The sequence below is a fragment of the Massilia yuzhufengensis genome, from assembly GCF_900112225.1.
Lineage (GTDB): Bacteria > Pseudomonadota > Gammaproteobacteria > Burkholderiales > Burkholderiaceae_D > Telluria > Telluria yuzhufengensis.
On record NZ_FOLD01000029.1, the window covers coordinates 17,123 to 42,076 of the forward strand.

23 protein-coding genes are annotated in these 24,954 nt (G+C 68.3%); 14 read left to right on the plus strand and 9 right to left on the minus strand.

What is annotated here, in order from left to right; translation table 11 throughout:
• Nucleotides 1-6: 6 nt before the first annotated feature.
• Nucleotides 7-1,530, minus strand: a complete 1,524-nt coding sequence (locus BM031_RS19845) for a dipeptidase (protein WP_091876289.1) — start codon at nt 1,528-1,530, stop codon at nt 7-9.
• A gap of 97 nt (nt 1,531-1,627) precedes the next feature.
• On the opposite strand from BM031_RS19845, the gene BM031_RS19850 reads away from it, so the two are divergent.
• A complete protein-coding gene (locus tag BM031_RS19850) occupies nt 1,628-2,494 on the plus strand; it encodes a pirin family protein (protein WP_091876290.1) in 867 nt (288 codons plus the stop codon).
• On the opposite strand, the gene BM031_RS19855 is transcribed toward BM031_RS19850, so the two are convergent.
• The gene (locus BM031_RS19855) at nt 2,480-2,878 is read right to left on the minus strand and encodes a hypothetical protein (RefSeq protein ID WP_091876291.1); all 399 of its coding nucleotides are present in this window, start codon (nt 2,876-2,878) and stop codon (nt 2,480-2,482) included. The genes BM031_RS19850 and BM031_RS19855 overlap by 15 nt on opposite strands.
• A gap of 363 nt (nt 2,879-3,241) precedes the next feature.
• Here BM031_RS19855 and BM031_RS19860 point away from each other — a divergent pair, with 363 nt between their 5' ends.
• Complete coding sequence (locus BM031_RS19860; RefSeq protein ID WP_091876292.1) at nt 3,242-4,276, plus strand: asparaginase; 1,035 nt, start codon at nt 3,242-3,244, stop codon at nt 4,274-4,276.
• Nucleotides 4,277-4,280: 4 nt separating this feature from the next.
• On the opposite strand, the gene BM031_RS19865 is transcribed toward BM031_RS19860, so the two are convergent.
• Entirely contained in the window at nt 4,281-5,138 is an 858-nt protein-coding gene (locus tag BM031_RS19865) for a hypothetical protein (RefSeq protein WP_091876293.1), read from the minus strand.
• A 140-nt stretch (nt 5,139-5,278) separates the two neighbouring features.
• On the opposite strand from BM031_RS19865, the gene BM031_RS19870 reads away from it, so the two are divergent.
• On the plus strand, nt 5,279-6,094 hold the full coding sequence (locus BM031_RS19870; RefSeq protein ID WP_091876294.1) for a hypothetical protein: 816 nt from the start codon (nt 5,279-5,281) through the stop codon (nt 6,092-6,094).
• 60 nt (nt 6,095-6,154) lie between these two features.
• Here BM031_RS19870 and BM031_RS19875 read toward each other — a convergent pair whose 3' ends face one another.
• From BM031_RS19875 to BM031_RS19890, 4 genes are all read right to left on the minus strand, one after another.
• Nucleotides 6,155-6,844, minus strand: coding sequence for a fumarylacetoacetate hydrolase family protein (locus tag BM031_RS19875; protein WP_091876295.1), 690 nt, complete (start codon nt 6,842-6,844; stop codon nt 6,155-6,157).
• A 53-nt stretch (nt 6,845-6,897) separates the two neighbouring features.
• A complete protein-coding gene (locus BM031_RS19880; protein WP_091876296.1) occupies nt 6,898-9,633 on the minus strand; it encodes a GAF domain-containing protein in 2,736 nt (911 codons plus the stop codon).
• Between the two features lie 152 nt (nt 9,634-9,785).
• Nucleotides 9,786-11,144, minus strand: coding sequence for a DUF3422 family protein (locus BM031_RS19885; protein WP_091876334.1), 1,359 nt, complete (start codon nt 11,142-11,144; stop codon nt 9,786-9,788).
• 361 nt (nt 11,145-11,505) lie between these two features.
• Entirely contained in the window at nt 11,506-12,555 is a 1,050-nt protein-coding gene (locus BM031_RS19890) for an aldose epimerase family protein (RefSeq protein ID WP_091876297.1), read from the minus strand.
• A 346-nt stretch (nt 12,556-12,901) separates the two neighbouring features.
• Between BM031_RS19890 and BM031_RS19895 the strand changes: the two genes are divergently transcribed.
• Entirely contained in the window at nt 12,902-13,921 is a 1,020-nt protein-coding gene (locus BM031_RS19895; RefSeq protein WP_091876298.1) for a porin, read from the plus strand.
• 72 nt (nt 13,922-13,993) lie between these two features.
• Here the strand turns inward: BM031_RS19895 and BM031_RS19900 are convergent, their stop codons facing one another.
• Nucleotides 13,994-15,601, minus strand: coding sequence for a methyl-accepting chemotaxis protein (locus BM031_RS19900; protein WP_091876299.1), 1,608 nt, complete (start codon nt 15,599-15,601; stop codon nt 13,994-13,996).
• Nucleotides 15,602-15,630: 29 nt separating this feature from the next.
• Complete coding sequence (locus tag BM031_RS19905; RefSeq protein WP_091876300.1) at nt 15,631-16,110, minus strand: chemotaxis protein CheW; 480 nt, start codon at nt 16,108-16,110, stop codon at nt 15,631-15,633.
• Between the two features lie 266 nt (nt 16,111-16,376).
• Here BM031_RS19905 and BM031_RS19910 point away from each other — a divergent pair, with 266 nt between their 5' ends.
• The 10 genes from BM031_RS19910 to BM031_RS19955 all read left to right on the plus strand — a co-directional run bounded on the left by BM031_RS19910 (nt 16,377) and on the right by BM031_RS19955 (nt 24,800).
• A complete protein-coding gene (locus BM031_RS19910; RefSeq protein WP_091876301.1) occupies nt 16,377-17,216 on the plus strand; it encodes an urease accessory protein UreD in 840 nt (279 codons plus the stop codon).
• 10 nt (nt 17,217-17,226) lie between these two features.
• Nucleotides 17,227-17,529, plus strand: coding sequence for an urease subunit gamma (locus BM031_RS19915; RefSeq protein WP_091876302.1), 303 nt, complete (start codon nt 17,227-17,229; stop codon nt 17,527-17,529).
• 11 nt (nt 17,530-17,540) lie between these two features.
• On the plus strand, nt 17,541-18,071 hold the full coding sequence (locus BM031_RS19920) for a GNAT family N-acetyltransferase (protein WP_091876303.1): 531 nt from the start codon (nt 17,541-17,543) through the stop codon (nt 18,069-18,071).
• Nucleotides 18,068-18,382 carry an urease subunit beta gene (locus tag BM031_RS19925; RefSeq protein ID WP_091876304.1) on the plus strand — a complete coding sequence of 105 codons (315 nt, stop codon included), beginning with the start codon at nt 18,068-18,070 and terminating at the stop codon, nt 18,380-18,382. The genes BM031_RS19920 and BM031_RS19925 overlap by 4 nt, the downstream gene beginning before the upstream one ends.
• Nucleotides 18,383-18,384: 2 nt before the next feature.
• Nucleotides 18,385-20,085: an urease subunit alpha gene (gene ureC / locus BM031_RS19930; protein WP_091876305.1), complete on the plus strand. Its 1,701-nt coding sequence runs from the start codon at nt 18,385-18,387 to the stop codon at nt 20,083-20,085.
• A gap of 9 nt (nt 20,086-20,094) precedes the next feature.
• Nucleotides 20,095-20,604: an urease accessory protein UreE gene (gene ureE, locus BM031_RS19935; RefSeq protein ID WP_091876306.1), complete on the plus strand. Its 510-nt coding sequence runs from the start codon at nt 20,095-20,097 to the stop codon at nt 20,602-20,604.
• Nucleotides 20,601-21,266 carry an urease accessory protein UreF gene (locus BM031_RS19940; RefSeq protein WP_091876307.1) on the plus strand — a complete coding sequence of 222 codons (666 nt, stop codon included), beginning with the start codon at nt 20,601-20,603 and terminating at the stop codon, nt 21,264-21,266. Before ureE ends, BM031_RS19940 begins: the two co-directional genes overlap by 4 nt.
• Before the next feature lie 8 nt (nt 21,267-21,274).
• Nucleotides 21,275-21,907, plus strand: a complete 633-nt coding sequence (ureG, locus tag BM031_RS19945; protein ID WP_091876308.1) for an urease accessory protein UreG — start codon at nt 21,275-21,277, stop codon at nt 21,905-21,907.
• Nucleotides 21,904-22,149 (plus strand): DUF6732 family protein, encoded by a 246-nt coding sequence (locus BM031_RS19950; protein WP_143084651.1) that lies wholly within the window; start codon nt 21,904-21,906, stop codon nt 22,147-22,149. The genes ureG and BM031_RS19950 overlap by 4 nt, the downstream gene beginning before the upstream one ends.
• An 80-nt stretch (nt 22,150-22,229) precedes the next feature.
• A complete protein-coding gene (locus tag BM031_RS19955; protein WP_229409063.1) occupies nt 22,230-24,800 on the plus strand; it encodes a hybrid sensor histidine kinase/response regulator in 2,571 nt (856 codons plus the stop codon).
• The last annotated feature ends 154 nt before the right edge of the window (nt 24,801-24,954 follow it).

Genomic DNA, 24,954 nt, shown 5'->3' on the forward strand with positions numbered 1-24,954 from the left:
CCGGTATTACTTCGCCAGCTCGACCAGCACCGCCGTGTACATCTGCAGGTTCAGCAGCAGCTGCTTCTCGGTGATGAACTCGTGCTCCGAGTGGCCGGTATAGACCTTGCCGGGCATGGCCGGGCCGAAGCTCACCGCACCCGGGAACAGGCGCGAATTGGTGCCACCGCCGATCGCCACCGGCTTCGGGTCCTTCATGCCCGTGAAGTACGAGAACACGCCCATCAGGGTGGGCAAGTGCGGCGCGCCCTTCTGCACCCACGGTTCGCCGATGCGCACCGCGACGTTGGCCAGCGGCAGGCGGCGCGCCTGCCAATCGGCCAGCGCGGCGTTCACTTCGGCGGTCAGCTGCTCGCTGCTCTTGCCCTGCGGGCGGCGCAGGTTGATCGACACCTCGATGCCATCGTCGCGCTGGGTGATCACGGTGGGCGCGAAGGTCATCGGGCCCATGAAGCCGTCGCGGTAGGCGACCTTGCCGAACTTCTCGCCATGGATGCCGGTGCCCACCAGGTCGTTCAGGAAGTTCACCACGCCGCCGGCCGTGGTATTGGCCCACGGGCGCACCGCCAGCGCATCTGCCAGCATGCTCACGGCGTTGGTGCCGTGTTCCGGCTTGGACGAGTGGGCCGAGACGCCCTTGGCCTTCACCGCCAGGTTGTTACCCTCCCAGGTGAAGCCGTACTGCATGCCTTCCTGCCGGGCGCCGCGCGCACGCACCTGCTGTTCGATCTCCGGCGTGGCGTTGGCGATGAGCGCGGTGGCGTCCTCCGGAATCTGGCTGCGGAAGAAGCCCCCGCCGAATGCGGCCAGGTATGGCTCGCCTTCGGGCGGCGTGACGCTGCCGGCCTTGGGCACCGTGACGGCCACCGTGCCGGAACCCTTCTCGGCCGTCACCGCCGGGTACTCGGCGTCGAGCGTGATGTTCACCTGCGGCGGCTGGTGGGTTTTCAGGAATTCGGTCAGCGGGCCCCAGTCGGATTCCTCGCCCATGTACACATAGAGCTCGATGCGCTTGGACAGCGGCACGCCCTTGTCGCGGATCGACTTCATCGCGTACAGGGCGGTGGCGATCGGCCCCTTGTCGTCTTCGGCGCCGCGCGCCAGCAACCGCCCCGGCTCGCTGGTGCGGTCCAGCACGAAGGGCGACTTCTTCCACTTGCTCGCATCCACCGGCTGCACGTCGCCGTGGGTGATGACGCCGACCCGCTGCTCGCCCTGGCCCAGGCCAATGATCACGGTCCAGCCATGGTCGGCATAGTCCAGGCCCAGGCGCGCCGCTTCCTGCTTCAGCGCTTCCTTGAAGGCGATGTGGACCGGGTTCTGGTCGGACGGGATGGCCTTGTCGGCCACCGTATTGAAACTCACCAGCTTGCCCAGCGTGTCGATCAGGTCCTTGCGGTAGGTGGTCACCGCATACTTGGCGGTCTTGACGGCGGTCTCGCCCGGGACGCTGGCCGCCAGCGCCGGCGTCATGGCCGTGCTGGCAAAGGACGCCAGCAGCAGGCTGGCAAGGAGGGTCTGTCGAATCATGGGGGCCGTCTCCGATTGCGTTGTTTTAGATTGCAAGAGCGCAACGAGTCTAGCACGGGTACAGTAGGGACCACGATCACCCACCAGGAGTTTCCCCATGAGCGCCAGAAGTGTCCACCGCCTGCACCCGGCCATGCGCGACGATATCGGCGACCTGGTCACGCAGCGCCCGCTGCCGGGCCGCCACGTCGAGCAGGTCGATCCCTTCCTCTTCCTGAACCACCACGGGCCGCAGACCTACCCGCCGCACAACCGCGGCCTGCCCTTCGGGCCGCATCCGCACCGCGGTTTCGAGACCGTCACCTTCATCCTGGAAGGCATGCTGGCGCACCGCGACAATGCGGGCCACGAAAGCATCATCCACGCCGGCGGCGTGCAATGGATGACGGCCGGGCGCGGCATCGTGCATGCGGAAGTCTCGCCGCGCGACTTCCTCGAACAAGGCGGCCCGATCGAGATCCTGCAGCTGTGGGTCAACCTGCCGTCGCGCCTGAAGATGAGCGAGCCTGCCTACACGGGGCTGCAGCGCGAGGATATCCCCGCCTTGAGCCTCGACGGCGGCAAGGTGGAGCTCGACCTGATTGCGGGGCAATGGGAAGGCAGGCAGGGGCCGGTGCAGTCGCTGACCGGCGTGTTCATGTCCACGCTGCGGATGCAGCCGGGAGGCAGCCTCCGCGTGACGGGGCTGGAAGGACGCAGCGTGTTCCTGTATGTCGCGCGCGGCGTGGTCCAGGTGGGCAACCATGACGACCTGGTGAGCCAGATGCACCTGGTGGAGCTGGACGACAGCGGCGACACGCTCGAGATCCACGCGCGCCAGGACGCGCTGCTGGTGTTCGGCCATGCCGACCCGATCCGGGAACCGGTCGTGTCGCATGGCCCCTTCGTCATGACGACCCGCGAAGAAATCGCGCAGGCCATCAGCGACTACCAGGCCGGCCGCTTCGGCTCAACGCTGGGCTAGTGCCAGCTGGCGGCCGGCCAGGCTGCTGATGCGCACGGTGTCCGGCAGGCGGCGGCTGTTCGGGCGCTCGAAGGCGAAGCGCAGGTCCTTGCCCATCGCGACGAAGCGGTTCTTGCCGATGTGGATGATTTCGGTCGGACCATCGCCGAGGTCGGCGTACAGGGTGCGCGCGCGGCCATCGACCTTGCCGGTGACGGTCAGCATGCGGCCGTCGTCGAGCTCGTAGCGGCCCTGCACGTTGTCGAACATGAAGGGCGCCATCCGGGCCTGTTGCGGCTGGGCGCCGACGACGGTGACGCGTTCGGTGCCGGCGCCTTGCGGGCCTGCGGTTGCGGTCAGGGTGAACAAGGTGGCGGCGGCGGCCAGCAGGAGTTTGGTGCGCATGATGGGTACTTCCTTTCAGGTCGAATTGAGGTCGGACCTGTGCGGTGTTGGTGCTCGTTCCGCGCGGTCCACATGGTCAGTTTCGCCAGCGTTTATCAGGGTTTGTCTGGCGATATGAGAAGTGTAGCGAAGCGCCGCGCAGGCTCAAGCGGCAAGCGCCGAAACGCGGATTTGGCGCGACGAACTGCGTAAAACCGGGACCAGGCGGGAGGTGCATATTCGCGCGCGCCTTCGATGTCTGCACGCCGTACAGATGTGTCGAAACGGGCTCGTCGATATGCTGGAAAACGCGGCCGGAGCGTGCGTCTGGATGCGCGCGAATGGCTTACAGTAGGGCTCTCTCTACACTAACGCCAAGCGCCCATGCACCCCACTCCCCTCGCCGCCACCACGCGCGGCTATCCCGACAGCGGCAACACCGTCGAGAACATCCACACCGGCTCCATCGCCGTCGTCGACGTGCACGGCCGCGTCCTGTTCTCGGCCGGCGACCCGCACTACCCCACGTTTACGCGTTCGGCCCTCAAGCCCTTCCAGGCGCTGCCGTTCATGCTCTCGGGCGGGCCCGCGCGTTTCGGCCTCACGCAGGGCGAAGTGGCGCTGCTGTGCGCCAGCCACTCGGGCGAAGCGATGCACCTCGAGGGCGTGCAGTCCATCCTCGGCAAGATCGGGCTCGACCCCGGCCACCTCGAGTGCGGCTGCGCGGCGCCGCTGTTCTACGAGTTCACCGGCCAGCCGCTGCCGACGGACCGCACCTGGACCCCGCTGCAGCACAACTGTTCGGGCAAGCACAGCGGCTTCCTCGCCTGGTGCCGCCTGCACGGCGCGCCGACCGCCGGCTACGTCGAGCGCAGCCACCCGCTGCAGCAGGCCATCCGCGCCGCGCTGGCCGATGCCGTCGGGATGCCGGTCGAACGCATGCCGGTCGGGATCGACGGCTGCTCGGCGCCCAACTACGCGATGCCGCTCTCCAGCCTGGCCCACCTGTATGCACGGCTGGCGCAGGGCGCGGCCGACCCGCAGCTGGGCGGCGCCATGGGCGACCTGTTCGATGCCATGACAGCCCGCCCGGACATGGTGTCGGGCACGGCGCGCACCGACCTGGCCTGGATGGGCGCGGGCGGCGGCGACTGGGTGGCGAAGATCGGCGCCGACGCGGTGCAGGCCATCGGCGTCCGCTCGGCCGGCCTCGGTATCGCGATCAAGATCGCGGACGGCAATAACCGCGCGCTGCACCCGGCGGTGTACAGCGTGCTCGATCAGCTTGGCCTGTTGAAGGGACTGGATGAACAGGGACGTGCGCTGATCGAGCAGTACCGCCAGCCCGAGATCCGCAATGCGCGCGGGACGGTGGCGGGCGATATCCGTCCGCTGTTCACGCTTGCCGCGGCGGGGTGAACGCCTACGCCGACAGCCGCCGCAGCATGGCCGCGATGGTATCGACCACCTCGACGTCGTCCCAGTAGCTGTTGTGCGCGAACGGGTTCCAGCTGCGCAGCAGCAGGTTGACCACACCGCCGCTGGCGTTGACGACGCGGTCTTCCACCAGCTCGCGGTAGCCGCCCGGCAGCGGCTGCAGCGGCCAGCCCAGCACGTCGTCCGGATCGTAGAAGTTGACCCACTTGAACAGCGAGGTCGGCGGGGCGATCGGGACGATGTGCATGATCTTGTGCGCGGCCACGAAGATCGGGATGTTGCAGCCGGTCGTGACCAGCGCGGCGCAGGTGCCGGCGCCCAGGAAATTCCTTTCGCTGGCGGTGAGCGCGCGCCCGATCGCCGTTTCGGCCCAGGCGTCGATGTTGCGCCAGATGCCGGCGCCCACCGGCAAGCCCTTGGCCGCTTTCTGCGCATCGTAGATGTAGCTCGACAGCACCTGGCAGCCGAGCGACTGCGCCGCGAACACCACCGGCATGCCGGGACGCACCGCGTGCGCCGACAGCAGCGCTTTCGCGATCTCGCCCTGCGCCAATTCGTACACCGAGCCGGGGATCTCCTTGCGGTTCTCGAGCCCGGCCGCATCGCCGAAACCGAACAGCACGAACTTGCGCAGGTCGCCATAGCGCACCGTGGCATGCTCGCGGGTGCGCTCCCAGACATAGTTCTGGTTGTCCTGCAAGATTTTTTGGTAGTACACGGAGCGCATCACCACCTGCCCCGCCAGCGCGCCGAGCTTGCCGCGCAGGCGCTCCATCAAGCCGTCCGCATACGTCGGCGGGGTTTCCCCCATCCCGTGCACCGTGATGAACGCTACCTCGGCCATGGCACCCTCCCCTTGTTCCGGCCGTCGTGGCGGCCGCTTACCTGATGCGGACAGCCTACCATTTTTCCTGCGCGCGCATGCCTCCGCGCAGGCTTTGCGGCGTGCGCTACCATGGAGTTTCCAGCCACCTCCACACTTCCATGCCAGAGCTATTATTCAGCCGCTACCGCGACGCGATCCGCAGCCTCGACCTGGCGTCGGTGACCTCGCCCGCGGATATTCCCGACACCTTCATGCTCGGCCGTGAAGGCCGCTACAGCACCTACTACATTCCTTTCGAGTCGGTGCACCCGCAGGCGCGCATCGTCGTCGCCGGCATCACGCCGGGCTTTGCGCAGTGGAAGAATGCGATGCGCGAAGCGCAGCTGCAGCTCGCGGCCGGCGCAGATGATGGCGCGGTGCTGCGCGCGGCGCGCCTGGCCGGCGCCTTCAGCGGCGCGATCCGGCCCAACTTCGTCGCCCTGCTCGACGCGATCGGCGTGCAGCGCTGGCTCGGCATCGCCAGCTGCGCCACGCTGTTCGGCGCGCACGCCGGCCTGGTGCAGGTGAGCGCCATCCTGCGCCACCCGGTCTTCGTCGACGGCAAGAACTACAGCGGCTCGCCCCCGGCCATGCGGAGCGCCTTCCTGCGCGCGCAGGTGCTGCGCTGGTTCGCGGAGGAAGCGCGGCTGCTGCCCGATGCGCTCTACATACCGATGGGCGGCAGCGTGGGGGATGTGCTGGACTGGCTGGCGGAAGAAGGCGTGATCAAGGCCGGGCAGATCCTGCACGGCCTGCCGCATCCGTCGGGGGCGAATGCGGAACGCGTCGCGTACTTCCTGGGGCGCAAGGACAGGGCTGCGCTGTCGGGCAAGACGAACGGGGCGCACATCGATGCGGCCAGGGAAGCGCTGCTGGCGCACATGGATGGTCTGGCAGGGTGGCCGCCTGCGCCGGGCGCGCGTTCACGCGGCTGACGGTTAGCCGCGCATCTGGTCGACATCGGCTTGAACGCGCGGGCGGGGAACCCGCTTACCCTACGCGATACTCAGGGCGAACTCCGTGACGCCATCGACGCCGCCGCGCAGCTGGTCGCCGGGTTTCAACGCCGCCACGCCAGCCGGCGTACCGGTATAGATCAGGTCTCCCGGCGCCAGCGTGACCAGCTGCGACAACAGGCTGATGACGTCCGCGATCGGCCAGATCATCTCGTTCAGGTTCCCCTCCTGGCGCAGCGCCCCGTTCACCTCGAGCCAGATGCGCGCATCCTGCGGGTGGCCGAGCAGGGTCGCCGGGACCAGCGGGCTGCACGGCGCCGACGCATCGAAGCCCTTGGCCATGTCCCACGGGCGGCCGGCGTCCTTGGCTACCGACTGCAGGTCGCGCCGGGTCAGGTCCAGGCCCACGCCATAGCCCCACACCAGCGCCAATGCATCCTGCGGGGCGATATTGGCGCCACCAGTGCCGAGCGCCACCACCAGCTCGACTTCGTGGTGCAGGTCCTTTGTTGCGGGCGGATACGGCACGGCGCCGCTGGCTGGCACCACGGCGTCGGCTGGCTTGGTGAAGAAGAATGGCGGTTCGCGGTTGGGGTCGCTCCCCATTTCGCGCGCATGGGCGCCGTAGTTGCGGCCGACGCAGAACACGCGGCGGATCGGGAAGCGCTCTTCGGTCCCGGCCACCGCCAGCGAAGGCAGGGCGGGCGCGCTGATGACGTAACTGGACATGCTGCTCCTTTCATGGGCTGGACGCCCATGATAACCGCGCCGTCGCCGCCGCGTCAGGCGGCGCTGGCGGGCGCCTGCGCGCGCGCCGCGGCGGCGCCCACCGACTCCAGGATGCGCACCAGCGCCGTCATGTCGACCGGCTTGACCAGGTGGTGCGCGAAGCCGGCCTCGATGGCGCGCTCGCGGTCCCTGGCCTGGCCGTAGCCGGTGATCGCCACCAGCACCGTGCCCTGCATCTCCGGCATCGCGCGCAGCTGTCCGGCGAGCTGGTAGCCGTCGATGTCGGGCAGGCCGATGTCGACCAGCATGGCGTCCGGCCGCTCGGCGCGGGCGCGGCGCAGGGCCGAGCGCGCGTCGTATTCGACCGCCGTGCGATATCCCTGCACGTTCAACAGCATCGACAGGCTGTCGGCGGCGTCGGCATTGTCGTCGACCAGGACCAGGCGCAGCGGCCGCGCCAGCGGCGCGCTCGCGCCCTCCTCCGGCGCCGCGGCAGCGCCGCTCGTGTCGCCGGCCGCATCCACGCAGGAGAGCGTGAGCGTAAATCTGCTGCCTTGCCCGACGCCGTCGCTGTGCGCGCTCACTTCGCCCTCGTGCAGTTCGACCAGGCGCTTGACCAGGGTCAGGCCCAGTCCCAGCCCGCCCTGCGAGCGGGCCAGCGTGCGCGCACCCTGCGTGAACAGGTCGAACACATTGGGCAGCAGCTCGGCCGGCATGCCGGAACCGTTGTCGCTGACGGTGAGCCGCATCTTGCCGTCCAGCGCGTGCAGCGACAGCGCGATGCGCCCCGCCCGGGGTGTGTACTTGGCGGCGTTGTTCAGGATGTTCGCCACGCTCTGCACCAGGCGGGTCTGGTCGCCACGCACCCATACCGGATGCGGCGGCAGCGTCACCTCGACCTCGTGCCCTTTTTCCGCCACCAGCGGGCGGGCCTGGTCGAGCGCGCCCGAGACGATGTCGCGGAAGTCGATGATGCCCAGCTTGAGCTTGACCAGGCCGCGCGTGACGCGCGAGACGTCCAGCAGGTCGTCGATCAGGCGGCTCATGTGCCGGACCTGGCGGCTGATGATGGTGCTGGCCTGGCGGATGCGCGGCTCGTCCTTGAACTGCATCGACAGCAGGCTGGCCGAACTGCTGATCGGCGCCAGCGGGTTGCGCAGCTCGTGCGCCAGCATCGCCAGGAATTCGTCCTTGGTGTGGCTCAGGCGCTCGGCCTGCACCCGCGCCGCGCGCTCGCTCTGCAGCAGCGAGTCGCGTTCGAGCGCCGACTTTTGCGCCACGTCGTACAGGCGCGCGTTGTCCATCGCGATGGCCGCCTGCGCCGCCACGCCGGCGATGATGCGTTCGGTGCGCTCGGTGAACACGCCGGGGTCCGGGTGGCCGAACAGCAGCCCGCCCAGCACTTCGCCGGAGCGCGACACCACCGGCACCGCCAGGTAGCTGCGCACCGCCAGGTGGCCCTGCGGCATGCCGCTGCCCGGGCCCAGCGCCGCATAGCGCGGGTCGCGCGCGATGTCCTTGCTGCGCACCGGCGCTTCACCCTGGAAGGTGGGACGCAGCAGCTCGGTGGGACGCGGCTGGCCCAGCTGCTCGAAGTCCTCGCGCGAGGCGCCGGACAGGGTGTACAGGTGCAGCCGGTCGCCCCGTTCGTCCTGCGCGTTGTAGAAGAAGCCGCCGAAGCGGGCCCCGGCCAGCTCGGTGGCGGCGTCGGTGATCGCCTGCAGCAGCGTGTTCAGGTCGAGCGTCGAGGCCAGCACCTGGCCGGTGCGGTTGAGCATCTCGAGCACGCGCTTCTCGTCGCGCAGCGACTCTTCCACGCGCGCGCGGCGCACCGCTTCGCGGGTATGGCGCGCCACGTCCTCGGCCAGCGCCACTTCTTCATCGCTCCAGTGGCGCGGCTGCTGCTCGTGCAGGTAGAAGATCGCGGCCAGGTGGCCTTGCTCGATCAGCGGCACGATGATCATCGAACGCACGCCGATGCCGGCATAGCCTGCGGCATAGGGGGCGGCGCGCGGGTCCTGGGCGATATCGTCAAGGACCAGGGTGCGGCCGTGGCGCAGCTGCGCATTGATGGCGGGGCCGAAGATGGCGAGCGGGCGCGATTGGCCGGCCAGGCTGGCGATGCTGCCGTCGGTCCAGTCGCGGTCCACGCTGACGGTGCGCGCCGCCACGTCGATCTCGCCATAGCCGACACGGCCGGCGCCGAGGTGCTGTCCGGTCAGGCTGCTGGCCGCTTCCATGATCTGCACCGCATCGAGCAGCGGGCGCAGGGTCTCGCCCAGCCTCGTCTGGAAGGCGTGGCGCTGTTCGGCCAGCACGCGCGCCGTGGTCTCGGACAGCACGAAGTAAATGCCGATCAGGTCGCCGTGGTGGCGCACCGGCGCGATCGAGGCGGAAAAATAGCGCCGCTCGATGCGGTCGTTGCGCAGTAGCTCCAGCTGGGCGTTGTCGAACTGCACCGGGCGGCCGGCCATCGCTTCCAGCACATAGGGCTGGAGCTGGGGCCACAACTCGGGGCGCACCAGCGGGAAGGGCTGGCCCATGGCCGCTGGATGCTTATCACCGAGCAACTCGGCATAGGCATCGTTGTAGAACAGCCGCAATTCCGGGCCCCAGGCGATGAACATCGGGAAGTGGGAAGCCACGATCAGGTCGGCAATGGCCTGCATGCCTTCCGGCCAATTGTCTGGTTTGACGGTGGGGAAAACAGGACAGGCCGGCGGCGTGGCCTGGTCGTGCAGCGTCGCGCCGCCTTCAGGCAGAAGGGAGGGACTGCTTTGGATGCTCATCAGGATTTGACCCAGTTCGGTTCCGCGCGGCCACCGGTCGCAGGTAGGGAAAACCTGTCGCCGTTGGTTTGTTGTCTCGCCGCTAACTTTTATAATCGGGGGATTATAACCAGCTATCCGGATGAGCCGCGCCCGTTACGTTTCCGCCCAGATCAATGCGCCTTGCCGAGCTTGCGGTGCATGCGGCGCTGGCCCAGCCAGACAGCCACCGCCACCACCGGCACCAGCAGGCCCAGCGCCAGATCCGGGTTGAGCGGCAGCCCGAGCGCCTTGCCGGCCTTGCCCGCGTAGCCGAGCAGGCCGACCAGGTAATACGAGATGGCCGCCACCGACAACCCCTCCACCGCCATCTGCAGCCGCAGCTGCTGGGCCGCGCGTGCGTTCATCGATTGCAGGATGCGGCGGTTCTGCTGCTCCTGCACGATGCCCACGCGGGTGCGCAGCAGGTCGTTGGATGCGGCAATGCGCCGCCCCAGCGCTTCCTGGCGCGCGGCGGTGGACTCGCAGGTGTTCATCGCGGGCGCCAGGCGGCGCTCCATGAATTCTTCCACCGTCGGCGTGCCTTCGATGCGCTGTTCGCGCAGCTCGTCGATGCGCGCCTGCACCAGCCGGAAATAGGCGCGCGAGGCCGTGAAGCGGTAACCGTTGTCGAGGGCCAGCTTGTCCATGCGCGCGGCCAGCCGCGTGATGCGTTCGAGCAGGCGCTGTTCGCCGCCCTGCTCCTCCTGCTTCTCTACCAGCGCACTGTCCAGCGCCACCATCGCTCCCGCCACCTCGGCCAGCTCGGCCTCGATGCGGTCCAGTTCCGCCCCCACCTGGCGCGCCGCGGGCAGGCCGAGCAGCGCCATCATGCGGTAGGTCTCGATTTCGAGCACGCGCTGCACCAGGCGCCCCGCCTGCAGGTGGCGCATGCCGATGTCGCGGATGACGAAGCGGCTGAAGCCATCGGCCTGGATCGCGAAGTCGCTCCACAATTCCGCGCCCTGCATCACCTGCGAGCCGGCCAGCAGGCTGCGCTCGAACACCTCCGGCAAAGCCGACGCATCGACGGCGCCATCGACCAGCACCACATGGGCCGCCGCCATCAGGCGCCCATCGAGGCCATGCAGCCAGGCTGCGGGGATGTGGCCGAGCGGGACGTGGCCGAAGGCGCCGGCGAGCGTCGCGTTGTCAAGCAGGCGTGCGGTGAAGGTGTACGAGGCGAACTCGGTATGGCACTCCCACTTGAGGCGGAAGCGCCCGAAGTCATGGAAGAAGTGGCTGGCGCCCGCCACCGGGGCCGGCACGCCGAAGTGCGCGCACAGGCCCGCCAGCAGCGCATGCTGGTCGCCGCGCCACACTGCCAGGTGGGTGATCGCCTCCTGCCCGTCCAGGCGCAGGAAGGGCCGCGAATGCAGTTCGGCCGCCAGCGGCACGCGCAGCGGGTGGCTCAGGGATGCGAGATTCTGGTGCGCCGGGTGCACAGGCGGGCTTGCAGGGCGCGTGGGGGCGTGCGGCGTGGCGGTATCCATGGCGGGGTCCGTAGTCTGGTGGACGCCGGCGACGGCCGGCGCAGGTTCCACCATGCTAATGCAAAAACCGGGCCCGGTCTGATCAGGGTGCTGACTGTACAGCACGCCGGATCGTGCTGTGGCCGTCCTTGCCCGAGACCGTGATGGTCTCGATCGGCTGTGTCGGTTCAGAACATGCGCCGGTTTCGAAGGCCGTCGATACGCGACGAACTTGGGTTCCGGCCTTCGCCGGAACGACGAATCACACGTCGTTTGTACTCTCTGCACCGTCGTACGTGCCACTGGCGCCTACGCCCCCCGGCGCAGGCAGGAAGCTAGTTTTGCGTGCGTGCCGCTCGCCGGTGAACGGCTCCATCGGTGCTTATCGCTCGACGGAAAAGCGGAAGCGCGACTCGGTCTGGTAGACCTCGCCCGGACGCAGGATCACGTTGGGGAACTGCGGCTGGTTGGGTGAGTCGGGAAAATGCTGCGGCTCCAGGCAGAAGCCGCTGCGGTGGGCATAGGCCCGCCCCTTCCCCGCCAGCGAGCCGTCGAGGAAATTCCCGCTGTAGAACTGCACGCCCGGCTCTTCGGTGAACAGTTCCAGCACCCGGCCCGACACCGGCTCGCGCACATGGGCGGCGCGCGTCATCGTCTTGCCTTGCGGCTTGTTGAGCGCAAAGTTGTGGTCGTAGCCCAGGCCATGGCGCAGCTGGACGTCGTCTTCCATGATGCGGCTGCCGATCGGGCGCGGTGTGCGGAAATCGAAGGGTGTGCCCGCCACGGGGGCGAGCTCGCCGGTCGGGATCGATTCGTCGTCGATGGCCACGACACGGTCGGCGTCCAGCGTCAGCACGTGGCCCAGGATGTCGCCCTGGCCGGCCAGGTTGAAGTAGCTGTGCTGGGTCAGGTTGACCGGCGTGGCCTGGTCGGTCACGGCGTGGAAGCGCACGATCAGCTCGTTGTCGTCGGTGAGCGTATAGACGACGGTGGCATCGAGGTTGCCGGGGTAGCCCTGCTCGCCGTCGCGGCTGCGGTAGGTCAGCTGCAGGCTGTCGTCATGGGCGACGGCGGTCCACTTCCGCTTGTCGAAGCCGGGCGCGCCGCCATGCAGGTGGTTGTTGCCGTTATTCGTGGGCAGCACGATTTCCCGGCCGTCGAGCGTGAACCTGCCCCGGGCGATGCGGTTGCCGTAGCGCCCGATCAAGGCGCCGAAATAGGGGCTGTCGGCCTGGTAGGGCGCGAGGGTGTCGAAGCCCAGCACCACGTCGGCCATGCGGCCGTCGCGGTCGGGGGCGTGGATTTCGGTGATGACGCCGCCGAAATCGATGATCTTCACCACCATGCCCGTGGCATTGGCAAGGGTGAACTGGGTGATGCTCTCGCCGCCCGGCAGCTGGCCGAAGGGTGCTTGGGTGATACCGTTGCGCACGTTGGAGTCGTCCTTGTCGGGGAAAAGCGGCCGGCGGGGCCGCGGATGAACGATCCTAACATGCCCCGCAAACGGCCTCGCGCACGCTGCCGGCTGCAGGCGATCCGGGTGAAGCGTTACATATATACAACAGCAAACTACGTGATAACCCGTAGTTTGCGTTGGATCGTGCGGCTTTTTGGCCACGCGGACATGCTTCGGGGAAACCGAATAAGCAAAGAGCTAATGAATCGTGGCATCATTTCCACTGCACTGGTAACTTTAGCTTTTTGCAACTGCACGTTTGTCATCATCAGACACTGAGAACGGCGTTCGGAAACCCCACCTCAACCACCGGAGATCATCAATGAAAAAGAAGAGCCTGGCTATCGCCCTGTTATCCATCCTGCCGTTCGCTGCCCATGCGCAGACGAGTGTCGTCGTCTACGGTATTGCCGATGCGTCGATCGGCATCGAAGACACGGATGCACCGGGCGAAGACAGCCGCACGGTGATCAGCTCGGGTACCCAGTCCACCAGCCGCATCGGCTTCCGTGGCACTGAAGACCTCGGCAACGGCCTGAAGGCACTCTTCAACATCGAGGCTGGCTACACCCTCGACACCGGCGCCCAGGACGCCGCCGGCCTGTTCCAGCGCCGCGCCGTCGTCGGCCTGCAAGGCACGTTCGGCACCATCACCGTGGGCCGTGAATACAGCCCGATCGCTGCCGTCGTGCAGTCGAGCGACCCGCTGGGCCATGGCTACTACGGTTCCAACCTGGGCAGCTTCGGCACCAACCGCGCCACCCGCCGCCTGTCGAACTCGGTCAACTACAAGAGCGAGGCACTGAGCGGCTTCACCGTACAGGCCGCCTACAGCGCCGGCGAGCGCCAGACCAATGACCCGTCGGGCAGCCTGGTCGGCGTGTCGGTCGAGTACAAGAACGGCCCGCTCAACCTGGGCGCCGGCTACCACAACGTCGAGCGCCTGGCCACCGGCGACGACAAGGAATACGCGTTCGGCGCAGGCTACAATTTCGGCGCCTTCGATGTCCGCGGCAGCTACGTGGTCGCCGACCTGACCGGCCCGAACAACGAGTTCAAGTTCGCTACCGTGGGTGCTTCGTACACCGCCGGCGCCAACAAGTTCTTCGCTTCGGTGCACCAGCAGAAGATCGAAACCGGCGGCAAGGGCAACGGCTTCTCGCTGGCCTATGCCTACACCCTGTCCAAGCGCACCAACGTGTACAGCAGCTACGGCCGCGTGCGCAACAATTCGCGTGGCAACTTCGGGCTGAGCTCGGCGGGCGGCACCTTCGCTCCGCCAGTCACCGCCCTGGGCGCCGATCCATCGGTGTTCAACGTGGGTGTGCGTCACTCGTTCTAAGCACCTCGTCGTACCAAGCAAAAACGGCAAGCCTCGCGGCTTGCCGTTTTTTTTCGAGGGCGGATTCGCCGCTTAGGCCAGCAAGGCCTGGGCCTGGCGCTGCGGCCCCCGCGCCGGCTGCTGCACCGCTGCGCCGCCGTCGATCCGGAATACCGCCATCGCCGCGGTCAGGTTCGCCGCCTGGTCCTTCATCGCTTCGGCCGCGGCGGCCGCCTCTTCCACCAGCGCGGCGTTCTGCTGGGTCACGTGGTCCATCTCGACCACGGCCTGGTTGATCTGCTCGATGCCCGCGGTCTGCTCCTGGCTGGCCGAGCTGATCTCGCCCATGATGTCGGTCACGCGGCGCACGCTGTCGACGATCTCCTGCATCGTGGCGCCGGCTTCGCCGACCAGCTTGCTGCCGCTGGCGACCTTGCTGGACGAATCGCTGATCAGGCCCTTGATCTCCTTGGCCGCCGCCGCCGAACGCTGCGCCAGGTTGCGCACTTCGGAGGCCACCACCGCGAAGCCGCGGCCCTGCTCGCCAGCCCTGGCCGCTTCCACGGCCGCATTCAGCGCCAGGATATTGGTCTGGAAGGCGATGCTGTCGATCACGCCGATGATGTCGTTGATCTTGCCGGCCGAAGCGTCGATCTCGGTCATGGTGCCGACCACCTGGCCGATCACGGCGCCGCCGCGCTGGGCTACCTGCGAGGCCGCTTCGGCCAGCACATTGGCCTGGCGTGCGTTGTCGGCGTTCTGCTTGACGGTGGACGTGAGTTCTTCCATCGACGAGGCGGTTTCTTCCAGCGAGCTGGCCTGTTGTTCGGTGCGGCTCGACAAGTCCAGGCTGCCGGCCGCCACTTCGGCCGCGGCCACGGTGATGGTGTCGGTACTGGTGCGCACGGTGCCGACGGTGCGCGCCAGGTTCTCGTTCATGGTCTTCAGGGCCTGCAGCAGCTGGCCGGCCTCGTCGCGGGTGGTGACCTCGATCTGGCTGGTCAGGTCGCCGGCGGCGACGGTGTTCGCCACTTGCAGCGCGCGCTGCACCGGGCGGGTGATCGAGCGCGTGATCCACCAGGCCACCAGCGCGGCCAGGCCCAGCGCCAGTGCGCCCAGGGTCCACATCAGGCCGACCGTGTTGTCGTAGGTGCGCTGCGCTTCCTCGGCTTTGTCGATGGCGATGCGTTTTTGCAGCTCGGCCTGTTCATGCACGGCCTTCTTCAGGCCGACCAGCAGGGGCCGCAGTTCATCCACCAGGTACTGGTTCGCTTCCTCGGGAAGCCCCTCGTTGACCAGCTTGATGATCTTGTCCTGGCCGACGACATAGCGGCTGATGTACTGCTGCTTTTCCGCTAGCAGCTTGCGCGCGGTCGGGTGCTGGAGGGTCTTGTCGAGGTCGGCGAGCAGGCGGTCGATTTCCTTGCGCGAGGCGAGAATTTCCTCGGTCTGGCGCGTGCGGTCGGAACGCTCTTCATTGAGCAGCATGTTACGCAGTGCGATGGCGATGTCGTTGATTTCCGCGAGCAAGTCCGTGGTCGACTCGATGCGGGGCATCCGGTTGTTGACGATTTCATCGGTGCCGTCCTTGACCTGGCCCAGCATGAGGTTGCTGGTCGCGATCATGCAGACGAGCATGGTGCAAATGACGCCAAAGCCGAAGCCAAGGCGCTTGCCAATGTTGAGGTTTGCGAAGTTCATCGTTTCTCTTTCAGGTTCAAGCGAAGCCGTCAGGCGGCCTTCTGGGTATTGGTGATCAGGCCGAGCTGCTCGGAGCTCATCAGGCGGTCGATGTCGAGCAGGATCAGCATGCGTTCGCCAACCGTGCCCAGGCCCGTGATGTAGTCGCCGTCGCCGGTGCTGCCCATCTCGGGCGCCGGACGCACCTGGTCGTCGGCCAGGGTAACCACGTCAGACACGCTGTCGACCACCATGCCGATCACGTGGTTCTTGATGTTCAGGACGATGACGACGGTGAACTGGTCGTACACCGGCTCGCCGAGATTGAACAGGATGCGCATGTCCACGATCGGGACGATCGAGCCGCGCAGGTTCTGGATACCCTTGATGCAGGCCGGGGCGCTGGGCAGCAGGGTCGGCTCTTCGTAGCCGCGGATCTCCTGCACCTTCAGGATGCTGATCGCATACTCTTCCTTCGCCAGGCGGAAGGACAGGACTTCGTTATCTTGGGGGGTAGTCGAGGTATCCATGGGTTTTGTGTTGTTCTGTTTGATATGTTGATAGGCGTAATTGCCCGTGCGCAAGATACCTTACGTCCAATCGGGTGCGGATTCGATGGTGAAGTAGCAAAAACAGGGAAATTTCTTCCAATTTGGTGCGGGGTATGGCGCGCTTGCAACGTCCCAGCCTGATGTATTGACAAGTATTTGTCCTTGAGAAAACAAATTGCACGGTCGTTCGTCCTTCATCGCGTTGCCGAATACGTGCTGGCACGTATCCTGCATTCCAGCATGGCATGCGCGACTGCCTCCTCTCCCCTTCCATCGTCCAGCCGGGCTGGCACGCCAGCATGCGGCTGCGCTTCGCCCGCGACGGCGACACCACCCGGCTGGTCGAACGCCGCCACGAGGGGCCGCTGCGGGTCCAGAAGGCGCTGTACCCGGAGGGGCCCGGGGTGTGCCACGCGGTGCTCGTGCATCCGCCCGGCGGCGTGGCCGGCGGCGACGTGCTCGATATCGGCGTGCAGGCCGGGCCCGGGGCGCGCACCCTGCTGACCTCCCCGGGCGCGGCCAAGTGGTACCGCGCCAATGGCCGCCCGGCGCGCCAGCAGGTGCGCCTGGACGCCCTCAGCGGCGCCAGCATCGAGTGGCTGCCGCAGGAAACCATCCTGTACGACGGCGCCGATGTCACGCTCGAGCACGAAGTCGACCTGGGGCTGGACGCCACCTACATCGGCAGCGAGATCCTGTGCTTCGGCCGCGCCGCCTCGGGCGAGCGCTTCACCCGCGGCGCCCTGCGCCAGCGCACCCGCATCCGCCACGGCGGCCGCCTGGTGTGGCATGAGCAGGGACGGCTGGCCGGCGGCGCCGCGCTGGACAGCCCGCTGGCGCTGGGCGGGCGCCACGTCTGCGCCACCCTGGTCGGGGTCGGCCGCCCGGCCCCGGCGGCCCTGCTGGCCAGCCTGCGCGCCGGCGACGCCGCGCTTGGCGTCACCCAGCTCAAGTCGGTGTTCGTGGCGCGCTACCTGTGCGACGACAGCGAAGCCGCGCGCCACGCGATGGCGCGGGTGTGGACCGCGCTGCGCCCGCACCTGCTCGGCCTGGAAGCGCGGGCCCCACGCATCTGGAACACCTGAGAGGCCTGCCATGGACCTGACCCCGCGCGAAAAGGACAAGCTGCTGCTGTTCACCGCCGCCCTGCTGGCCGAACGCCGCCGTGCGCGCGGCCTCAGGCTCAATTATCCGGAAGCGGTGGCCCTGATCAGCGCCACCATCATGGAAGGCGCGCGCGACGGCCGCAGCGTGGCCGCGCTGATGTCCGAAGGCGCCACCCTGCTGTCGCGCGCGGACGTGATGGACGGCGTGCCCGAGATGATCCCCGAGATCCAGGTCGAAGCCACCTTCCCCGACGGGACCAAGCTGGTCACCGTCCATCACCCGATCCCTTGACGAGGCAGCCCATGATCATTCGCAGGCTCGACCCGCGCGCCATCCGGGAAGTCCGCACCCAGCTCGCCACCCTGCTGCTCGACGCCGTGGCCGACGGCCATTCGCTTGGCTTCCTGGCGGGCCTGGACGACGAGCAGCTCGACGCCTACTGGGCCGGTGTCGAAGCCGAGGTGGCGCGCGGCGCGCGCGTGCTGCTGGCGGCCGAGCGCAACGGCATCCTGGTCGGCGCGGTGCAGCTGGCGCTGTGCCTGGAGCCCAACGGCAGCAACCGGGCCGGGCTGGAAAAGATGCTGGTGCATTGCACCCAGCGCCGGCGCGGCGTCGGCGCCGCCCTGCTGGCGGCGGCCGAGATCGAGGCGCTGGCGCTGCGGCGCGGCCTGCTGCTGCTCGACACCGAAGCCGGCTCCGGCGCCGAGCAGCTGGTCATCAAGGCCGGCTACACCCGCGCCGGCGAACTGCCGGACTACAGCTGCAGCCCGAACGGCCACTGGCGCCCGAGCGCCATCTACTACAAGACCCTGTTTGCGCGGAGGCGCCATTGATCCCCGGCGAATACCTGCTGGAAGACGGCGAGATCGTCCTCAACGAAGGCCGCGCGGGCCTGGTCCTTAGCGTGGCCAATGGCGGCGACCGACCGGTGCAGGTGGGCTCGCACTACCATTTCGCGGAAACCAACAGCGCCCTGCAGTTCGACCGCGCTGCGGCGCTCGGCATGCGCCTGGATATCGCGGCCGGCACCGCGGTGCGCTTCGAGCCGGGCCAGCGCCGCACCGTCGCGCTGGTGGCGCTGGATGGTGCGCGCATCGTCCATGGTTTCACCGGGCTGGTGTCCGGCCCCCTTCCGAAGGCTTGACGATGACGAGCATTTCGCGCCGCGCCTATGCCGACATGTACGGCCCCACCACCGGCGACCGGATCCGCCTGGCCGACACCGAACTGTTCATCGAGATCGAGCATGACCACGCCATCTACGGCGAAGAAGTGAAATTCGGCGGCGGCAAAGTGATCCGCGACGGCATGGGCCAGTCGCAGCTGCCGCACGCGGGCGTGATGGATACCGTGGTCACCAACGCCGTCATCGTCGACCACTGGGGCATCGTCAAGGCCGACATCGGCCTGAAGGACGGCCGCATCGCCGCCATCGGCAAGGCCGGCAACCCCGACATCCAGCCCGGCGTGACGGTGCCGATCGGCGCGGCCACCGAGATCATCGCCGGCGAAGGCATGATCGTCACCGCCGGCGGGGTCGACACCCACATCCATTTCATCTGCCCGCAGCAGATCGAGGAAGCCCTGGCGAGCGGCATCACCACCATGCTGGGCGGCGGCACCGGCCCGGCGGTGGGCACGGCCGCCACCACCTGCACGCCCGGGCCCTGGCACATCCACGCCATGTTGCAGGCAGCCGATGCCTTCCCGATGAACCTGGGCTTCTTCGGCAAGGGCAACGTCAGCCTGCCCGGTCCCCTGGTGGAACAGGTGGAGGCCGGCGCCATCGGCCTGAAACTGCATGAGGACTGGGGCAGCACCCCCGCCGCCATCGACAACTGCCTGGCCGTGGCCGAGCGCATGGATGTGCAGGTAGCGCTGCATTCCGATACCCTGAACGAGGCCGGCTTCCTGGAAAGCACCTTGGCCGCCTTCAAGGGCCGCACCATACACACCTTCCACACCGAAGGCGCCGGCGGCGGGCACGCGCCGGACATCATCGCGGCCGTGGGCCAGCCCAACGTGCTGCCCTCGTCCACCAACCCCACCCGCCCCTTCACCGTCAACACGCTCGACGAACACCTCGACATGCTGATGGTGTGCCACCACCTCGACCCGGCGATCGCCGAGGACATCGCCTTCGCCGAGTCGCGCATTCGGCGCGAGACCATCGCCGCCGAGGACATCCTGCACGACCTGGGCGCGATCTCGATGATGTCCTCCGACTCGCAGGCCATGGGCCGGGTGGGCGAGACCATCCTGCGCACCTGGCAGACGGCGCACAAGATGAAGGTCCAGCGCGGCCCGCTGGATCCGGATACGCAGCGCAACGACAACTTCCGGGTGCGCCGCTACGTTGCCAAGTACACCATCAACCCGGCCATCGCCCATGGCATCAGCCACGAAGTCGGTTCGCTCGAAGTGGGCAAGCTGGCCGACCTGGTGCTGTGGCGGCCGGCCTTCTTCGGCGTCAAGCCCTCGATGATCCTGAAAGGCGGGATGATCGCGGCTGGCCTGATGGGCGACCCCAACGCGTCGATCCCGACACCGCAGCCGGTGCATTACCGGCCCATGTTCGGCGCCTTCGGGGGCGGCCTGCGCAAGTCGCTTACTTTCGTTTCGCAGGCGGCCTTCGATGCCGGCGTGCCCGCCCGGCTGGGCTTGAGTAAAACCATCGCGGTGGCGCGCGGCATGCGCGGCCTGCGCAAGGCCGACATGGTGCACAACGGCGCCACGCCGCGCATGGAAGTCGATCCCGAAACCTATGAAGTGCGCGCCGACGGCGAGCTGCTGGTGTGCGAAGCCGCCACCGTGCTGCCGATGGCGCAGCGTTATTTCCTGTTCTGAGGAGTGCCCATGTTAACCCTGAATACCCGCATCGACGCCGCCACCCAGGTCCACGATACCCTGGTGCTGCCGTGGGAAAGGCGCGAGCGCTGCCGCATGCGCGCCGCGCTGGCCTCGGGCGAGGAAGTGGCGCTGTTCCTGCCGCGCGGCGCGGCGCTGCGCCATGGCGACCTGCTGCGCGGCGACGATGGCCGCGTGGTGCGGGTCGTCGCCGCGCCCGAGCCTACCTATGCGGTGCGCTGCGGCGACCCGCTGGCCCTGGCGCGCTGCGCCTACCATCTTGGCAACCGCCACACCCAGCTGCAGGTATGCAACTGGGGCCTGCGCATGCGCGCCGATCCGGTATTGCGCGACATGGTGCTGGGGCTGGGCGCCAAGGTGGAGGAAGAGCTGGCCGCGTTCGAGCCCGAGGCCGGCGCCTATGCCGCCGCCGGCCACGGCCACGGCACGGCGTCGCCGCTGGCCCCGGTGCCGCTGCGCCAGAAGATCCACCGCCCGATGGACGTGGACGGCGCATGAAGGCCGCCGCCCTGCTCCACCTGCTGCAGTTCGCCAGCCCCGCGCTGCCGATCGGCGGCTACAGCTATTCGCAAGGGCTGGAAGCGGCGCTCGAGCAAGGCCTGGTGACGGACGCCGCCAGCGCGCAGGACTGGATCGCGCGCCACCTGCACGAGGTGGTGGCGCAATGGGACGCGCCGCTGTTCTGGCGCATGCTGCAGGCGCGGGCCGTGCGCGACGATGCGGCCACGGCCTACCTGGGCGAATGCTACCTGGCGTCGCGCGACACCTTTGAATTGCGCGCAGAGACCGTGCAGATGGGCTATTCGCTGGCGCGCCTGCTGGCCGAACTCGGCGTGGCCGACCCGGCCCCCGACGGCGCCGAGATCTCGCTGCCGGCCGCCTTTGCCTGCGCGGTCGACGCGCTCGGCATCCCGCATGAGGAAGCGCTGCTGGCGATGCTGTTTTCGTGGCTGGAGAACCAGGTGCTGGTATGCGTGAAATCGGTGCCGCTAGGCCAGGTGGCCGGCCAACGCCTGCTGCTGGCCCTCGGCCCGGAACTGGAGCGCGCCGCCGTGCATGCGCGCGGCGTGGCCGACGACGCGCTGTCGAACTGGTCGCCCGGCCTGTCCATGCTGTCGATGCGGCACGAAGTGCAGCACGGCCGGCTTTACCGCTCATGAAGGAACCCATGACCACATCGAATCCCCTGCGGGTCGGCATCGGCGGCCCGGTCGGCTCCGGCAAGACCGCCCTGTGCGAACACCTGTGCAAGGCCATGCGCGCGCACTACGACATGGCGGTGGTGACCAACGACATCTACACCCGCGAAGACATGGAAATCCTGCTGCGCGCGAATGCCCTGGCGCCCGAGCGCCTGATGGGCGTGGAAACGGGCGGCTGCCCGCACACCGCGATCCGCGAGGATGCTTCCATCAACCTGGAAGCGATCGCGCGCCTGCAGGCCGAATTCCCGGCCCTGGAACTGGTGCTGGTGGAGTCCGGCGGCGACAACCTGGCCGCCACCTTCAGCCCGGAACTGTCCGACCTGACCCTGTACGTCATCGACGTGGCCGGCGGCGAGAAGATCCCGCGCAAGGGCGGGCCGGGCATCACCCGCTCGGACCTCCTGATCATCAACAAGACCGACCTCGCGCCCCATGTCGGCGCCGACCTCGGGGTGATGGCCACCGATGCGCGCCGCCAGCGCGGCGACCGCCCTTTTATCTTTACCAACTTGCGCAGCGGCGAAGGCGTGGCGGAGGTCGTCGCCTTCATCCGCGCGCAGGGACTGCTCGACCACCGCCTCGGAGAACCCGCATGAAAATCTTGTTTGTCCTTGCCATGTTGCTCAGCTGCGCGTCGGCCCTGGCCCATCCGGGCCATGACGCCCCGCCCGGCCATGGGGTATTCGACCACGCCTGGGCGCCGCTGGCCATCGGCGTGGCGATCCTGGCGCTGCTGGCCTGGGGCGCGCTGCGCCGGCGCCAGGGCGTGCTGCCGCTGGCGATCGCCATCGCGGTCGCGCTGGGCGCGGGAACGGCCGGGGTGGGCCTGCCGCTCTAGCCCGGGAGCGGGCGAACTGGGCGATGCGCCTCCGGAATGTCACGTAGAATCAGGACTTTCCCAGCGCATACAAAAACACCGTGACCGGCACCACCCCATCGATCGTCCGCAGGCCCCTGCGGGCCTACCTGCTCTGGCTGGTCCTGGCGACCTTGCTGCCGGGCGTCGTCGGCGCGTCGCTGCTGTTCGTCCACCAGTACCAGAAGGCGCGCGCGCAGTTCGAAAAGAACACCCTTCAGACGGTACGCGCACTGGTGCACAGCGTCGACAATAAACTGATGCAGGGCCAGGCCATCGCCCAGACCCTGTCGACCATCGACGCGCTCGCGGCCGAGGATTTCTCCCAGGTACACCGCCAGGCCAGCGAAGCGCTGGCACTGGCCGGCGGCGGCATGAACCTGGTCCTGCGCGACCGCAGCGGCCAGCAGATCGTCAATACCGGCGCAGCTTACGGCAGCAGGCTGCCGCTCGACCGCTCGCCCCAGCTGGACCGGGTCTTTGCGACCGGCAAGGCAAGCGTGTCGGATGTGTTCATCGGCCCGCTGCGCAAGCGCCCCACCGCCCGGATCGACGTGCCGGTGACGGTGCGCGGCGAGCGCCGCTACGTGCTGAGCATCGGCATGCGTCCCGAATACTTCGCCGATATCCTCACGCCCAAGTCCGTGCCCGAGGGCGCGGTGGCCTCGCTGTTCGACCGCAAGGGTGTGATCTTCAGCCGCAACATCAATCCGGCCCAGTCGGTCGGCAAGCCGGTCAACCCGCTGCTGAGAAACGCCGCCGCCGCCAGCAACGAAGGCACGATCGATTCGCGCTCGCGCGAAGGCCGGCCGCTGGTGACCTCGTTCTCGCGCTCCGCCCTCACCGGCTGGGGCGTCGCCATCGGCATCCCGCGCGAGACCCTGCGCACCGAGCTGCTTGGCCAGCTCGCCATGCTGGCCGCCGGCGTGGCGGTGCTGTTCGCCATCGGCCTGTGCCTGGCCTGGATCATCGGCGGGCGCATGGCGCGCTCGCTGCAGGCCCTCACCGGGCCGGCCCTGGCGCTGGGCAAGGGCGGTCGCCGCGACGCGCTGCCGCCGTTCGCCGAGATGCATGTGCGCGAAGCCGCCGACATTGCCGCCGCGATCGGCGACGCGGCGGCGCTGCTCGACGAGCGCTCGCGCGAGCTGGCCGAGAAGGAATCGGCGCTGCGCGAAGCCCACCAGCTGGCTCGCTTCGGCACCTGGCACTGGAAGCTGGGCGCGGACAGCATCGCGACTTCCGATTCGGTGCCCTACATCTTCGGCCGGCCGGTGCCGCCGTTCGACCAGCAGCGCGGCAGCATGCTGACCGAGGCATCCTGGCAGGAAGTCCAGCAGCTCACCGGCGAACTGGCGCGCAGCGGCGGCAGCGGCAAGCTGCAGCTGCAGGCCGTGCATGCCGAAGGCCACCACATCTGGCTCGACTACCGCTGCGAAAGCGTGCACGGGCCGGATGGCCGCGTGACGGCGCTGCGCGGCACCATGCAGGACATCACCGAGCGCGTGCGCGCCGAAGAAGCGCTGCGCCAGGCCGACCAGCGCAAGAACGAATTCCTGGCCATGCTGGGGCACGAGCTGCGCAACCCGCTGGCCCCGATCACCTCCGGCGCCCAGCTGCTGGGGCAGGGCGGCCTGGACCCGGCGCGCACCAGGCAGATCAGCGCCATCATCGGGCGCCAGGCGCGCCATATGGCCGGGCTGGTGGACGACCTGCTCGACGTCTCGCGCGTCACGCGCGGGCTGGTGGTGCTGGCCAAGGAACGCATCGACATCAATGCCGTGGTGCTGGAGGCGGCCGAGCAGGTGCAGTCGCTGGTGCGCGACAAGCGCCACCGCCTCGACCTGCAGCTGCTGCCCCAGCCCTGCTTCGTGTCGGGCGACCGCAAGCGCCTGGTGCAGGTGGTCGGCAACCTGCTGCACAACGCCGCCAAGTTCACCGAGGACGGCGGCCAGATCGACCTGCTGGTGGCGCTCGATGGCGACAACGTCCGGCTGGAAGTGCGCGATAACGGCATCGGCATGCTGCCGGCGGAACTGGAGCGCGCCTTCGACATGTTCGTCCAGGGCGAGCGCACGCCCGACCGCACGCTTGGCGGGCTGGGGATCGGCCTGGCGCTGGTGCGCAGCCTGGTGCAGCTGCACGGCGGCAGCGTGGGCGTGGCCAGCGCCGGCCAGGGCATGGGCACCAGCCTGACGGTGCGCCTGCCGCGCTGCATGGAACACCGGCCCGACGACAGCGCCCCCGTCGACGTCGCAGGCCGTGGCAACCACCTGAAGGTGCTGGTGGTGGACGACAACGTCGATGCGGCCCGGGTGCTGGCGATGGTGGTCGGCGCCCACGGGCACGAGGTGCTGGTCGAACACGGCTCGCCCGAGGCGCTGGCGCGCGCGCCGGGCTTCGCGCCCGACGTCTGCCTGCTCGATATCGGGCTGCCCGAGATGGACGGCTACGAACTGGCCCGCCGCCTGCGCCGCAACCCCGCCACCGCCCACGCCACCCTGGTCGCGGTCACCGGCTACGGCCAGGACCAGGACCGGCGCGACAGCAAGGCGGCGGGGTTCGATCACCACCTGGTCAAACCGGTGGATATGGAGAGCCTGGAGAGGATCCTGGCGGGTGTGGTGGCGGCGTAAGCTGAATGTAGGCTGACGCCACGCTAATTGTTAGCCGCAAGACCGTCGTACCGGCGCAGGCCGGTACCCAAGTTTGCATGCACCGTGGCTACGTGTGAAGTACGTGGCAGCGCGACGGAATTGGGTACCGGCCTTCGCCGGTACGACGGTGCTG